Here is a 14,306-nt window from a genome sequence, read left to right as displayed (position 1 = left end):
AAAGAAATCACAACCGAGCGTTTTTTGAAAGCACTTTCGCAGTTTATGAATGCATTGGTTTCGGCCAACTCTCGCTACGATAAATATGTCAGAAAAGAAGTAGGAGGAACTTTGACCGAAGAAGAACTGGCAGGAATGGAGATTTTCAAACAAAAATGTGCTTCGTGCCATTCGGGTGAGCTTTTCACCGACCAAAGTTATCGAAATAATGGGCTGGCGGTGTATAATATCGAAGATACTGGACGTGCCAGAATCACACAGAATGAAAAAGATAATTATAAGTTCAAAGTTCCAAGCCTCAGAAATGTAGCTATTACGGGGCCTTACATGCACGATGGCCGTTTTTATACACTCGAAGCGGTGCTAAGACACTATAATGAGTCAGTTTTGGATGTGCCAACGCTCGACCCATCGCTCAAAAATGGACAGAAATTGGGCATACAAATCACCGCCGACGAACAAAAAAAGCTAATAGCTTTCTTGAAAACTTTGACCGACAATGAGTTTTTGAAAAACAAAAGATTTGCCGCACCGTAAAAATGTAGCACAAGTTTCCGACTTGTGATTGAATTATAAAATCGTATAAATGTACAAGTCAGAGACTTGTGCTACAATCAAAAAATGAAAAAAAAGATATTTATTGTACTGATAATCAGTAGCTTATCGGCTTCTGCCTGCGATTTATGTGGCTGTGCAAATGGAAGCTCATTTGTTGGACTTTTGCCTCGTTCGGGCAGCCAGTTTGTGGGTCTGCGGTATCGTTTACGTAGCTTCGATTCGCACCTCAATAGCCAGATGCTCAAAACTAAAGAAGATTACCAAACGCTCGAAGTTTGGGGACGTTTTTATCCAATCAAAAACTTGCAAGTATTGGCATATTTGCCTTATAACGATAACCAACAAACCTTACTTTATTCTGGTACAAAAGAAAGGAAAAAAGGCCTGGGCGATGCAACAGTTTTGGCACATTATAATGTAATCAATACATTTCTTGACTCAACCAATACCAGCGGTATATATCATAATTTGATGATTGGTGGAGGGGTAAAACTCCCAACTGGTAAGTTTGAATATGGTTATGGTGGCGAAGCCGTAAACCCCAATTTTCAGTTGGGTACGGGTAGTACTGATTTTTTGTTGAGTGCTATTCATACAGTTCGTTACAAAAAGTTTGGTGTAAACACCGAAGTAGGAGGGAGGATTTCGACCAAAAGTAATCTGTTTTATAAATTTGGCAATCGATTAAGTGCTTCATTGACAGCTTTTTATACAAAAACCTTCGGGCATCTTTCTATCATGCCTAATTTAGGTTCGTCGTTTGATTATGGTTTTAAGGACCGCAAAGAAGGCGTGCTAAATTCCCAAACAGGAGGCTACACTTTGCTCGGTAGCCTCGGAATACAAGCTTATTACAAAGCTTTTACGGCTGGATTTATTTTTCAAGAACCACTCGCCCAAAACTTAGGTGGTGGCGAACTCAAAACTCGACCCCAATCTACTGTTTTTCTGACATTAGGCTTTTAAGTATTCTTGTGTAGATAAAAAAAATATTATTTGTCTATTTGATAGATAAAAACTCTATTTTATTTAAAATATGTAGATTATATATCTGTATATTGCAAGTAGTTATTATCTTTGAGCGTTCTTTCAATAAAAAGCGTTTTTGGTTATTACTGATGAAGTAGTATTAAAAAGGAATCGTGTGAGAATCACGAGCTGACGTGCAACCGTATTGAGGTTTTACCTCTAAGTCGGGATACTTGCCAATTACGTATAGACAAAATGCTTTCACGAATAAGGCATTGGTCAGGCATATTTCTCTTGTTCGCTCATGAGCTACAAGTGCTATTCCTTGCTATCTTAGTGTGAAAGCATACCGTTAGGAAACGAACAATTGGTTTTTAAAAAACTCATTTGTTTCACTCAAACTCTTTAACAGTATGCTAAAAAACAACCTCGGTTTCCCACGCATCGGAAGCCATCGACAACTCAAAAAAGCCTGTGAGTCCTACTGGTCGGGCAAAATCTCACTTTCTGAATTACTTGAAGTTGGGAAAAAAATCAGAGTCGAAAACTGGAAATTACAACAAGAACTGGGCATTGACCTAATTCCGAGTAATGATTTTTCGTTCTACGATCACGTTTTAGATCACAGCCTAATGTTTGGTGTAATTCCTCAACGTTTTGAAGTGCTAAAGCATTTACCAGAAGTCGACCAATATTTTGCCATGGCCAGAGGCTATCAACAAAACGGTTTCGACCTCAAAGCAATGGAAATGACCAAGTGGTTTGATACCAACTATCATTACATCGTCCCGGAATTTACCCGTTTTCAAACTTTCAAACTCAACGCCGATAAAATTATTAGCGAGTTTCGAGAAGCAAAAAATGTCGGAATCATTGCAAAACCAGTCATTATTGGGCCTGTGAGTTATCTTTTGCTTGGCAAAGAAAAAGAGGAGGGATTTGACAAACTTTCTTTACTCGACCGACTTCTCCCCGTTTATTGTGATTTAATTGCCCGCCTCGTTAGAGAAGGTGCAGAGTGGATTCAGTTCGACGAGCCATTCTTGGCTTTGGATATCAGTTATCAAACAAAAGACGCTTTAAGAGTCGTTTATCAAACCATTCGCAAAGAATTTCCTGCACTCAAAATTTTAGTGGCTACTTATTTTGATGGCTTGCAGGATAATTTTCTTGCGGCTTTGAATCTTCCGATTTGTGCATTACATATCGATTTAGTCAGATGCCCTGAGCAGTTAGATGAAATTTTACCCAAAATTCCTAAAGATTTTACATTATCACTTGGCCTAATTGACGGTCGGAATATCTGGAAAACTGACTATCAAAAAGTTATTCCTATCGTTGAAAAAGTAATAAAAACTTTAGGTTCGCATAGAGTGATGCTTGCTCCATCGTGTTCGCTCATTCATTCGCCGTGTAACTTAGAAAACGAAACGAAGATATCGGCCGAAATACAAGATTGGTTGGCTTTTGCTCAACAAAAACTCATCGAAATAGCCGAAATATATGAAGTCGTTGTGCATAAAAAAGCAGAATATGTTACTAAAAATGAAGCGTCGATTCAACGAAGACAAACTTCTCCTTTGATTCATAAATTACACGTAAAAAATAGAGTAAATGCAGTTAAACCTACTGATTTAGAGAGAAAAAGCCCATTTTTGGAACGTCAAAGTCTACAAAAAAGTGTTTTGAATTTGCCGCTTTTCCCGACTACAACCATTGGTTCATTTCCACAGACTGACGAAATCCGTGCCATTCGAGCAAAATTTAAAAAAGGCGAGATTTCGGTAGCTCAATACGACGAGTTCATTAAACTACATACACAAAAAGTGGTAGCTTGGCAAGAAGAATTAGGTTTCGATGTGTTGGTTCATGGCGAGTTCGAACGCAATGACATGGTTGAATATTTTGGCGAACTCCTCAGCGGTTTTGTCTTTTCCGAAAACGGTTGGGTGCAGAGTTATGGCTCTCGATGCGTGAAACCACCTATTATTTTTGGTGATATCGAACGAAAAACTGCGATGACAGTAGAATGGAGCAGCTACGCACAGTCGCTGACCCAAAAGCCCATGAAAGGGATGCTCACTGGGCCAATTACGATTTTGCAATGGTCGTTTGTGAGAGATGACCAGCCACGTAGCACAACCATGATGCAAATTGCTTGGGCAATTCGTGACGAAGTTGTTGATTTAGAGAAAGCCGACATCAAAATCATTCAAATTGATGAGGCTGCTTTGCGTGAGGGGCTTCCGTTGCGTCAAGCCAAACGAGCGGAGTATCTTAAAAATGCCATTGATGCATTTAAAATTTCGGCCTCGGGTGTGCAAGACCAAACGCAGATTCATACCCACATGTGTTATTCTGAATTTAATGATATTATTGAGAATATTGCCGAAATGGATGCCGATGTGATTACGATTGAAACCTCCCGCTCTCAGATGGAATTGCTCGAAGCATTTGCTAAATTCAATTATCCTAACGAAATTGGGCCGGGCGTTTATGATATTCATAGTCCAAGAGTTCCGAGTGTGGAAGAAATGGAGGTTTTATTGCTAAAGGCAATAGAGGTTTTACCAGCCGAAAATTTGTGGGTAAACCCCGATTGTGGGCTGAAAACCCGCAAATGGCCCGAAACCGAACAAGCACTTATAAATATGATTGAGGCGGCTCACCGCGTTAGAGAGCGTGTGACTGAATTTGCTTAAATTTCAACTGGTTTGGTTACATTTGTAGCCAAACCTAATTTTTAAAAATAAATACATGGATTTTGTTTCGGGATTATCACGACAAAAAAAAACAAGTGCAAACATACCTTTGCACAGCTGGGGAATAGCTCACCCATTATTGCAAAAGCAAGTGGATATTGCCGAAGACTTGAAAAAAATTGCTGCCATGAAAAAGCAGTTTTCTTGGCAAGTTGACTTGCCTTTTCGAGATTATTTAGCCGAAAACTACTCAATAATTATCACGAATTTAGAACGAGAAATTATTTGGATAAGTTATAATTTTGTGAAATTAACTGGTTATTCAGAAGAAGAATTGATCGGAAATCGACCGATGATGCTACAAGGAGAAAAAACAGATGAAAAAAGTAGAAAGAAGATTCGTGAAAATTTACAAAAATTTGAATCACTAAAAGCGAAGGTTGTCAATTATCGTAAAAACGGCGAATTGTATAATTGTAATATCGAAATATTTCCTTTGATGAATGATAAGGGCAATTTTTGCCATTTCTTAGCACTCGAAAAAGAAATCTGTTGAGCAAATGAAAATACAACAATCATGCAGACAAAGCCACCGAAAAAAGCATTGATGAATTGGTCTGGCGGAAAAGATTCGGCTCTTTCGCTTTATCAGATATTACAAAATAAAAACCTTGATGTTCGGTATTTGCTCACGACCGTCAACGATGCTTTCGGGCGGATATCAATGCACGGTGTACGTGAGGAATTGCTCGATAAGCAAGCTGAAAATATTGGTCTTGAATTAGTGAAAGTTCGTCTTTCAGAGACCGTTTCAATGGAAGAATATCATGCCCAAATGGAATCGGTGCTTAGGCCAATGGCCCTAAAAGGCATTAAATATTCTATTTTTGGTGATATTTTCTTAGAAGATTTACGTAAGCATCGAGAAGAACGTTTGACCATGCTTGGTATGAAAGGTGTTTTTCCAATCTGGAAACGGTCATCGCTCGAAATTTTGACTGAGTTTTGGGATTTAGGCTTTAAAACCATCGTGGTGAGTGTCAACGGAAATGTGCTGGATAAATCTTTTTGCGGTAGAGTTCTCGACCGAGATTTTATCAAAGAACTCCCCACCAATATTGATCCCTGCGGCGAAAACGGCGAATTTCACACGTTTGTTTATGAAGCACCTTATTTCAAACAAGCAATTGATATTGAAATTGGTGAAACTGTCGATAAAACGTATATTTTTAAAGATGCCGAAGGAAAAGAACATATTTCTACTTACTATTTCACCGATTTATTGCCAAAATGAGCAAACACGCCCCCGATAGCTGCCCACGCTGTGGCAATATTTTTACATGTAAGGCAAATAATGCAAGCCAGTGCGACTGCCAAAATATTAGCCTTACATTTGATGAAACCCAGTATATCCGAGAAATAACGGTTTGGGATTTTGATGGAGCGTGTTTGTGCGTAGCTTGCCTTCGAGAACTTCAACAAGAGTTTCAGTCAAAAGACTACTCACCTAAAACTTCCCAACCATCGGCTTGAGGGTCGTATTTGGCAAATTCGCCCGAATCGGCTAATTCAGATGCCATTATGCCTATTTCAAAAGCATCATCGAAGCTCGAACGCAAATATAAAGCGTTGGAAGTCAGGATGGCTCTCATGCCTTCAAAATTGTCGTTTTTGAAAGTAATGCCTCTTTTATCTTCTTTCGATATTTCAAAATTTTGCTCTAAAAGACGCTCTTTTAAAACCTGAAGTTGTTTTTCAGTAAACGGAATCAGATTTTTATCATTGTCGAAAAAATCCTCCGATTCGGCCTCCATTTCGGCCAGCATTGTTTGGGCTGTATAAACTTGAATATTATAACTCATCGTATGTTATTTTTACTACATTCTACATTTTTTTTATTGAAATAATTCATAATTATAAAAAACTATTGAATTGATAGTATTTTATAATTTTAGTTTAATGTGAATTCGGGATTAACGTGAATCGAATTTGCTCCAGAGGGGCTTAATATTGGTAGAAAATAATGACCCAAAATACCTTTAAGCCCCATCGGGGCGAAATATTTCGCCCCGATGGGGCTTGGGAAGGGATGAAAGCATATTTTTCTACCAATATTTAACTTCTTCGGAGTAACCAATAATTTATAACTAATTAGTTATAAATGTTTTATGGTTTTTTGTAATCCCGAGCTCACGTTATTTAGAATTTACTTCCCAGCGTTCTCTAAATTATCAATGTTGAATATATTTGTTCGCTCTTCCTTTTTCTTTATTCCAAAATTGTACCTGAAATTAATACCCACCCTACGTGTGTCTGATTTTCTGAAGCCATTCGCCGAAATATTTCCCTGATTTAGTATAAAACGATTGTTATTTGTAAAGAAAATGTCATTGATTGATAAAGTTGCCATTAGTTTTTGTTTCAAAAACTGTCGATTTACCGTCAGATTTAGATTGCCAAAATTACTTAATTCGTAAAATTGTTGTTGTCCTTTAAGTTGAAGTTGGCCACTTAATGTTACCGATGAAAGCTTATCAAGTTTTAATTGATGTTGCATGAAAAATCGCCAACTGCCTCTATCAAAATTTAAAGGGCGGTTTTCATATAAACCTTCATATTTATTCCTACTATACTGAGTTACTACAACAAAAAAATATTTTTTGCCAGGAGGAATCGCCCCAATTAGTCGAAAGTAAGATTCTTGATTTTTGCCAAGATTGTCATAAGTTCTTACCGAAATACTAGGATTCTGTGCATCTTGATAAACAACATTTGTAAAAATATCTTGGGTATAATTTCGGCCATAGGCAAAAATCGGCATTCCTCGAACACTAATATTTGCTTCATAGTTTTGTGTAAATTGAGGCGTTAGCGTTGGATTACCTGTTTCATAGAGGTATTGGTCAATAAATTTGGGAAAAGGATTAAGATACTCGTATACTGGCCGAGTAATCGAACGGCGATAAACCAAATAACTTCGAAGTTCATATCCAGCTATTTTGGCTATTTTTCTACTCAAATAAATGTAAGGAAAGAAATCAGTTCGTTTAATTCTGAAAGTTGTGTCTTTGGGAATTCGTTGATGACCATTCATGTTGGTAGTTTCTACCCGTGTACCTATCTTCAAAATAAATTCTTTTATGCCTTTAGAAGCCTGAAGATAAGCAGCATTGATGTTTTCGCTATAATCAAAGGTATTGGTTCTAAATTTATCATCAGTAAGTTTATTGGCAATCAATTGATAAAAAGCTGTGGTATTTTTGAAAGTTAGACTCGAAGTTTTTAAACCTGTTTCAAAACTTAAATTATGGGGAAATTTATATGCTAGATCGATTTGTCCAGCGAAGTTCTGTCTGATAGACTCAATATCTCCATTGCCAATAATTGCTTGTCTCAGCGGTTTTAAAAACTGTGTATTATAGTTTTGAGAAATGTTGTTACCAAAATAATTATACGAAAAATCACTTGTAAGCTCAGATCCAATTGAATCAATTTTGTATTTAGTAGATATGCCTTGGTTGATAGAAAAAGTTTGGACATTATTGGCAACATTATTCAAGTTATCGCTAAATAATTCGTTGTTACTTAGCTTTTTTATGACATTCTCGTTTTCAGATGAATTTTGGCTATTTCCGTAGCTTCCTCGTCCATCAATATTTAATTCCCATTTTTTGTTTAATTCAAATCCTAATCCATAGCCAGAGTATATAATTTGAGCGGGACTCGTTGAATATGATTCTTGAGATAAAACCGAATCAAGCGAGAAGTTACGTATAGTTTCAACTTGATCGTAAGTGTTTCGGTTCGTAATGTTTAAGTTAAAATATGAGGTTTTTGTACCATCATTATTATTGATATTAAAACCACCAAACTGATTGCCCAATCGCCCTTGATTCATACCCAAATTTACACTACCGGTTAAGCCAATTTTTACACCCTTTTTCAATACAACATTTACCACACCGCCGGCACCACTTGCATCAAATTTAGCCGATGGTGTTCGCATGATTTCAATCTTTTCTATACTGTTGGGAGGTAAACTTTTTAGCATTGAGGCAATGTCGTTTGCACTCATTTTTTGCTGACGACCATTGATAAAAATCGTAGCAGGTGTTGAGCTACTGATATAAATATTTCCGTCTTGGTCAAGAAAAAGCCCGGGTGTTTTTTCAATAACTTCATATCCACTTGTACTTGAATTGGCCAGTGGTTCTGGATCAACAATTGTTTTGTCGTCTTCCTGCCGCATGAGTGGCTTTTGGGCAACTACCGAAACCCCAGCAAGTACATTCGCGTCAGTTTCCATAGAAAACTTAAAAATTGTCTGTGTGGGGCTGACATTGATGCCTTTTTCCAAGTTTTTATAACCAATTGACGACATTCTGACAATGTATTGGGCTGGCATCACGGTAAAGCTCACAAATCCTGAAGTATCAGCAATGGCATTCAGAACCCTTGTCGAGTCATTTCTATTAATCAACTTCACGGTTGTTCCGATTAACGGTTTTTTTTCTTTATCAACAATCTGTATATTCAAAGAAATGTTCTGTGAAAAAGCCAATTTCGAGCTAAAAAGTAGCGTGAGAAGTAGTATAGTTATTCTCATAGTTTTAAAAAGAGTGTGTTTCTGAAATAATATGTTTGAGTGTTTGTAACTGATGTTACGCATTTTTATAAAATCCGTAGGATTGTCTTATTGAGTAGCCGTCGATTTTTACCGAGGGTAAAACGATGTGTATAGCTTTTAGACTTCCATCCGAACGACCCATATAATGAATGTACCGTTCAATTGGTCCGAAATAACAATAAAATTAAACAGATAATATTTTTTGTACCGAGCGTCGGTCGCTACGGAGTTGCCCAGAGTTTAATGAAACACGGAGTTTTACAGAGTTTTTCTATTTTTCTTGGTGTACTTCCGTGTCGTACTTCATGTAGCTCTGTGGCAAAATATTGTCAATCAAATTGTTCTTTCTACATAATTTTTACTACTGTCGATTAAGATCGAGGGCAGCAAAATGAATCGAGCCGATTGCTTTGCCTAGCATCATTTATAAAATACTCCTCAACAATTCAACGCTTTTCTGAACGCCAGATTTTGGGTCTTCTTTTCCCTCAAATTCAATCGATATATAGCCTTTATAATTTACTTTTTTTAGAATATCAACAATGCGTTTGTAGTCCAAATCGAGTGTGTACCATTCGCCACCACCATAGTAAGTTTTAGCTTGTACGAAGCTAGTTTGTGGGGCAATTTTCTCCAATTTATCATAAGGATTTTCCAAAAAATTGCCCGTATCCATCAATAGCCCCAACCAAGGTGAATCAATAGCATTTTTAATGCGAAGCATTCCTTCAGGAGTTGAGCCAAGTCCCCAATGGTTTTCGAGAGCTAGCAAAATGCCGCATTCTTCGGCTTTTTTCATGCATTGCTGAATACTATCAATGCACCATTTAAAAGCTTCATCTTCGGTGTAGCCTTCAATGGCAGGTTCGATGCCACGTTTGGCCATAAAATCATCGAATGACTTGATCGTTCCCCAACGACCAGTATTCAAACGCATACACGGAATCCCCATTTTGTAGGCTAACTCAATGCAGTGAATGGTGTGGTCGATGTGTTGTTTCAAAACAGCTTTATCGGGCGAAACAAAACCTTGATGAATCGACAAACAAGTCATAGCAATTCCATTCACAAAAGCGTGCTTTTTTAGTTTTTGCAGATAGGCATTATCTTCGCTATCCATTTGTCGGTGCAGCACATCAATGCCGTCGAGTCCTAGTTTGGCTGCTTCATCAATTACTTTTTCAATCGGAAATTTATCACCTTTAAAATGCCAATACGAATAACTCGACACGCTGAGTTTTATTCGGCTGGCGGTTTTTGTGGTTGGTTGTTGTGGTTCTGCAAAAACAGGATTAGCAAAAGCCGCTGCACCTGCCAAAGGGGCTGTTTTTAGAAATGAGCGTCGAGTGTTGTTCATAGTTTTATAGAGTTGAATTTTACCACGGAGGCACAGACGGTTCGCCGCTGCGATTACACAAATTTTCACAGAATAATTTCCGTGTTAATCTTTTAATCCGTGCCTCCGTAGTAAATTTTTAAATTAATTCACAGTAAATAAAGCATTTCCAAAAATCAATTTACCCGAATACCAAAAACCTCTGAAAAGTGGAGAATCGGCCATGTAAACAATTTTTCCACGACCCATTTCTTGCACACCGAAAGTTAGCGTATTTTTCATTTTTTCTTTTGCAATTTTTCCTGCAAAACCAGTTACATGATTGTTTTCTTTGATATATCCCACATTCCAGCCATCTTTCATGTAATCATAGTTATAAACATCACGCACGAGTGCGTAATAAAATCCATCTGTTCCGTAGCCGAGCGGGTGCGTTTTGTCAATTTCTACCTTAAAAATAGCCCCAGGAATTTGCTCCATAATGCTTTCACGCTCACGGGTACCGTAAGTTTTGAGTTCGGGCTTATCACTTGCTGAAGCATCCTTCTTGCGTTTCAAAGCGAAACCATCTTTATCGGCAAAATACCCGGTTGCACCTTCGAGGGCAATTACTTTTCCACCGCCTTGAATCCATTTTTTTAGGGCATCGCCATTGCCAAAAATTCGGTCATAGCTGCCATCGGCCAAAACAATTACGTCAAGTTGTTCAAGTGGTACTCTTGAAAACGAACTACCCTCAATAACGGTAATTGGATATTTGATTTGTTGCTCGAAAAAATGCCAAACTTCACCGAAAGCAGTTGAAGAGACTCCCTCGCCCGCAATTAAAGCAACTCTAGGATTTTTAAGTACATTTACCGAACCCGAACCAAAGTCATTCCCGCTCATAACCATGCCCGAAGTGGTTCCTAAGAGATTGATATTAAATTCTTTAGCAGCTGATTGAATCGTCTTATCGAATTTCTCACCTAAACGTTCGTTGTTAGTTCGAGTGATGATTAAAGAGCCTGCATCAAATTTGCGGCCATCAATCTCAAACGGATTTTCGTTGAATCTTACTTTAATTCCCGCTGCCAAAACTTTCGATAAAAACTTCACGTCTTCAAAAGATTTCCATGCAGCCACATACGCATACGGTTTACCTTCGATGGTGGCTTGTTTCACGCTCGACATTTGAGTATTGCCCACAGCTAGTTTTTCTTTGGTTGCATAAGCTTTTAAGCCATAGCCATACGGTAAAGACCAAGTTGTTAGATCATAAGTAACCGAATCTTCGAGTGCGGTTTTAGGCTCGAATAAAATCTTTACGAAAGTTCCTTTTGGTTGGTAGGTGCTGATAATCAAGTCATTAGCTTCTATTTTGAAGTTTTCATCTTTCAAAGTCTGATACCCAAAACCGTTTGCCGTAGATTCTTTTGCCGCAAAACCGTAATTGATTTGGAGTTTATCCAAAAGGCTCGTGAGGGCCTGAACCTTCGCTTCATCGCCTTTGGTTTTCATCACAAATGTTTTGTAAGTGCCATATCCATTGGCGGTTTTATCCGTAAAAAACTTATTAAATTCTTCCACCGTTTTATCGGCACGGCTCGAAATTGCTTCAAGTGTTCCCATACTGGTAGCAAAATGATGCGAAATACGTTGCGTAAGCGTAAGGGTATCGCCATCTTCTTTGGCAATTGCCAAACCAGCCGCACCGCCACCGCCTTGCTCATAAGTCATGCCGATTGCTCCGTTATACGATGGATAAGTATCACCATAGCTTGGGTATAGTAAATCGTAGTTTTCTTTCGAGAAGTACAACCAGTAGTTTTTATCGAAATATTTTTTGTTGAATTCTCCCAGCGTTTGCTGAAACTCACGTTGCCATTTGCTCAAATCTTCGTGGTAAGGTTTTGCCGATGGCGGGAAATAATATGGTGTGTTGTAGCCCATTTCGTGAAAATCGGCGTGTAAGTGGGGCATCCATTGGTTATAAAGTTTCACACGTTGTTGTGAAATCTCTTGTGTTTGCCAAGCCCAGTCACGGTTAGGATCAAAAATATAATGTGAGAAACGCCCTCCTGGCCACGGTTCACGGTGTTCGATTGCGAAAGGAGCGGGGTTTCCACCTTGATTAGCCACACGATTATACCATTGAGCATAGCGGTCACGGCCATCAGGATTGATACATGGGTCGAGAATTACAACCGTATTTTTCAGAACATTCTGAGTGGTTGTGTTATTTTTATTGAGAAGTTCGTACAAAACCTGTAAAACAGCTTCCGAACTCACGGCTTCGTTGCCGTGTACATTATAGCTCAACCAAGCTATAGCAGGAATTTTGCCGGTAGGTTTGCCATCTAAAAGTCCAATACTTTTAAGGTTATTCGTACGAATCTCTTCGATTTTTGCTAAATTTTCGGGAGATGCAATAATTGCAACCATCAACGGGCGGCCTTCAAATGTCATCCCATAGTCGATTGTTTTTACCTGAGTTGGATTCTGAGCGGCTACATGACGCACATAATCAACGATTCGATGGTGAAAACTAAATTTAGTACCGAGTTTATATCCCAGAAATTCTTCGGGAGTTTTTGTGGTTTGGGCTGATAAGTTTATAAAACTAAACAATAAGAAAAAACAATAAGAAATCTTTCTCATTCGACGATGGATGTTTTGAAGTGTTAATTTTATACTATGATTCTTCAAAGATAGATAAGAGAAAAGTGATTTACGAAAGTCAGGCGAAGTATTTCATAAAAATTAAGAAGATTTTCTTTTTTTGTCTTTAAATATAATAAATCTAATTATATGTATAATTATAGAAAGAATTTTGATATTTTTAAACTTTTTTTAGAGAGTACTATTGTGGATTAAAATTTTTGCCGTACTTTTGCACCACAATTCGCTAACGCAGACGATAAATGGAACCAGTCGGCCCTATCGTCTAGCGGTTAGGACAAGTCCCTTTCACGGATTAAACCGGGGTTCGATTCCCCGTAGGGTCACGAAATCGCTGCGATTTGACGAATTTATGCTCAATAATCACTGATTATTGAGCATTTTGCTTTTTATGCAGGGGTATAGTATTTTATTGGTTGTTTATCAAAATAATTATTGTACTTTTGCCCCACGATTTTTGAATCGCAGACGATAAATGGAACCAGTCGGCCCTATCGTCTAGCGGTTAGGACAAGTCCCTTTCACGGATTAAACCGGGGTTCGATTCCCCGTAGGGTCACGAATCGCTGCGATTAAAAAATCGTTAACGCCTGATAATTTTTATTATCGGGCGTTTTCTTTTATCTTCATATCAAGTCTTTCACTAATCATTTTTTAAAAAAGTTTTTTTTTTCATGCAACCTTGCCGAGATTATTCTCGTATTTGAAATTAAACGAAAGAATAATCTTTTAAAGTGATCATAAAAAAGATTCATCTATTATTTAATTCGAGTCTGAAATTTATTCTTAACATTATTTTAAATTATGGAAACATCACAATTGAGTAGAGGGCAATTTTTGAAGCAACTTGGCCTGAGCAGTGCCGCATTAATGTCGTTTTATTGCTTAGGTACAGGACTTACATCTTGTTCGAGCAGCTCAGAAGATCCAGCCCCAACCACAACAACTGGTGGTGGTACAAATACAAACTCTGGGGTTACGGGAGCTATTACAGGAGCCATTGATTTTACATTAGATTTGACTAATGCAAACTTCTCGAAATTAAAAACGGTAGGTGAGTTTACTTACGTTGGAGATATCATCATAGCCAATGCAAAAGGAACATTCGTGGCTTTATCAAAGGCATGTACGCATCAGGGTACTGCTGTCAATTATCGAAGCGGTACCAATGATTTTTTCTGCCCGAACCATGGTTCAATTTTCAGAACCGACGGAACTGTGCAAAAAGATCCAGCCACACGAGCACTAACGGTTTATAAAACCGAGCTTCTGAATAGTAATAACTCTTTGAGAGTCAAGGCATAAATTTCCTCTATTTAAACGAATGCAAAAAAAATAAAAAAAATAAAACCAAACCTTTTTGCAATTCGTATATACGGTATAAGTAATTACAAGATGATGATTTCGGCAAAACTATCGTAGAAGAATACTTAAGTCTGAGTCGATCAATTTT

11 protein-coding genes, 2 tRNA genes and 1 riboswitch are annotated in these 14,306 nt (G+C 37.9%); of the genes, 9 read left to right on the top strand and 4 right to left on the bottom strand.

What is annotated here, in order from left to right:
* The 6 genes from ACOVO2_RS17185 to ACOVO2_RS17160 form a co-directional block, all read left to right on the top strand.
* Positions 1-537, top strand: a 537-nt coding sequence (locus ACOVO2_RS17185) for a cytochrome-c peroxidase (RefSeq protein WP_421771163.1), incomplete at its 5' end; no start/stop codon positions are given.
* 84 nt (positions 538-621) lie between these two features.
* Positions 622-1,524, top strand: a complete 903-nt coding sequence (locus ACOVO2_RS17180; RefSeq protein ID WP_421771162.1) for a hypothetical protein — start codon at positions 622-624, stop codon at positions 1,522-1,524.
* Positions 1,525-1,647: 123 nt separating this feature from the next.
* Positions 1,648-1,782: riboswitch (cobalamin riboswitch) on the top strand.
* 158 nt (positions 1,783-1,940) lie between these two features.
* On the top strand, positions 1,941-4,229 hold the full coding sequence (metE, locus tag ACOVO2_RS17175) for a 5-methyltetrahydropteroyltriglutamate--homocysteine S-methyltransferase (protein WP_421771161.1): 2,289 nt from the start codon (positions 1,941-1,943) through the stop codon (positions 4,227-4,229).
* Positions 4,230-4,284: 55 nt separating this feature from the next.
* Positions 4,285-4,785 carry a PAS domain-containing protein gene (locus ACOVO2_RS17170; RefSeq protein ID WP_421771160.1) on the top strand — a complete coding sequence of 167 codons (501 nt, stop codon included), beginning with the start codon at positions 4,285-4,287 and terminating at the stop codon, positions 4,783-4,785.
* A 21-nt stretch (positions 4,786-4,806) separates the two neighbouring features.
* On the top strand, positions 4,807-5,523 hold the full coding sequence (locus ACOVO2_RS17165) for a diphthine--ammonia ligase (RefSeq protein ID WP_421771159.1): 717 nt from the start codon (positions 4,807-4,809) through the stop codon (positions 5,521-5,523).
* Positions 5,520-5,762: a cysteine-rich CWC family protein gene (locus ACOVO2_RS17160; RefSeq protein WP_421771158.1), complete on the top strand. Its 243-nt coding sequence runs from the start codon at positions 5,520-5,522 to the stop codon at positions 5,760-5,762. Before ACOVO2_RS17165 ends, ACOVO2_RS17160 begins: the two co-directional genes overlap by 4 nt.
* Here the strand turns inward: ACOVO2_RS17160 and ACOVO2_RS17155 are convergent.
* From ACOVO2_RS17155 to ACOVO2_RS17140, 4 genes are all read right to left on the bottom strand, one after another.
* The gene (locus ACOVO2_RS17155; RefSeq protein ID WP_421771157.1) at positions 5,729-6,091 is read right to left on the bottom strand and encodes a hypothetical protein; all 363 of its coding nucleotides are present in this window, start codon (positions 6,089-6,091) and stop codon (positions 5,729-5,731) included. The genes ACOVO2_RS17160 and ACOVO2_RS17155 overlap by 34 nt on opposite strands.
* A 344-nt stretch (positions 6,092-6,435) precedes the next feature.
* Complete coding sequence (locus ACOVO2_RS17150) at positions 6,436-8,835, bottom strand: outer membrane beta-barrel protein (RefSeq protein WP_421771156.1); 2,400 nt, start codon at positions 8,833-8,835, stop codon at positions 6,436-6,438.
* Positions 8,836-9,280: 445 nt separating this feature from the next.
* Positions 9,281-10,213, bottom strand: a complete 933-nt coding sequence (locus ACOVO2_RS17145) for a sugar phosphate isomerase/epimerase family protein (protein WP_421771155.1) — start codon at positions 10,211-10,213, stop codon at positions 9,281-9,283.
* A 123-nt stretch (positions 10,214-10,336) separates the two neighbouring features.
* Complete coding sequence (locus tag ACOVO2_RS17140; RefSeq protein WP_421771154.1) at positions 10,337-12,832, bottom strand: M14 metallopeptidase family protein; 2,496 nt, start codon at positions 12,830-12,832, stop codon at positions 10,337-10,339.
* 275 nt (positions 12,833-13,107) lie between these two features.
* On the opposite strand from ACOVO2_RS17140, the gene ACOVO2_RS17135 reads away from it, so the two are divergent.
* From ACOVO2_RS17135 to ACOVO2_RS17125, 3 genes are all read left to right on the top strand, one after another.
* Positions 13,108-13,179 (top strand) — tRNA-Glu (locus ACOVO2_RS17135).
* 161 nt (positions 13,180-13,340) lie between these two features.
* A tRNA-Glu gene (locus ACOVO2_RS17130) sits at positions 13,341-13,412 on the top strand.
* Between the two features lie 245 nt (positions 13,413-13,657).
* The gene (locus tag ACOVO2_RS17125; protein WP_421771153.1) at positions 13,658-14,158 is read left to right on the top strand and encodes a ubiquinol-cytochrome c reductase iron-sulfur subunit; all 501 of its coding nucleotides are present in this window, start codon (positions 13,658-13,660) and stop codon (positions 14,156-14,158) included.
* Positions 14,159-14,306 lie beyond the last annotated feature (148 nt).

The sequence above is a fragment of the Emticicia sp. genome (assembly GCF_049241225.1).
Classification (GTDB): domain Bacteria; phylum Bacteroidota; class Bacteroidia; order Cytophagales; family Spirosomataceae; genus Emticicia.
The sequence above is the reverse complement of the archived record's forward strand: the minus strand, read 5'-3'. Positions and strand labels throughout refer to the sequence as shown.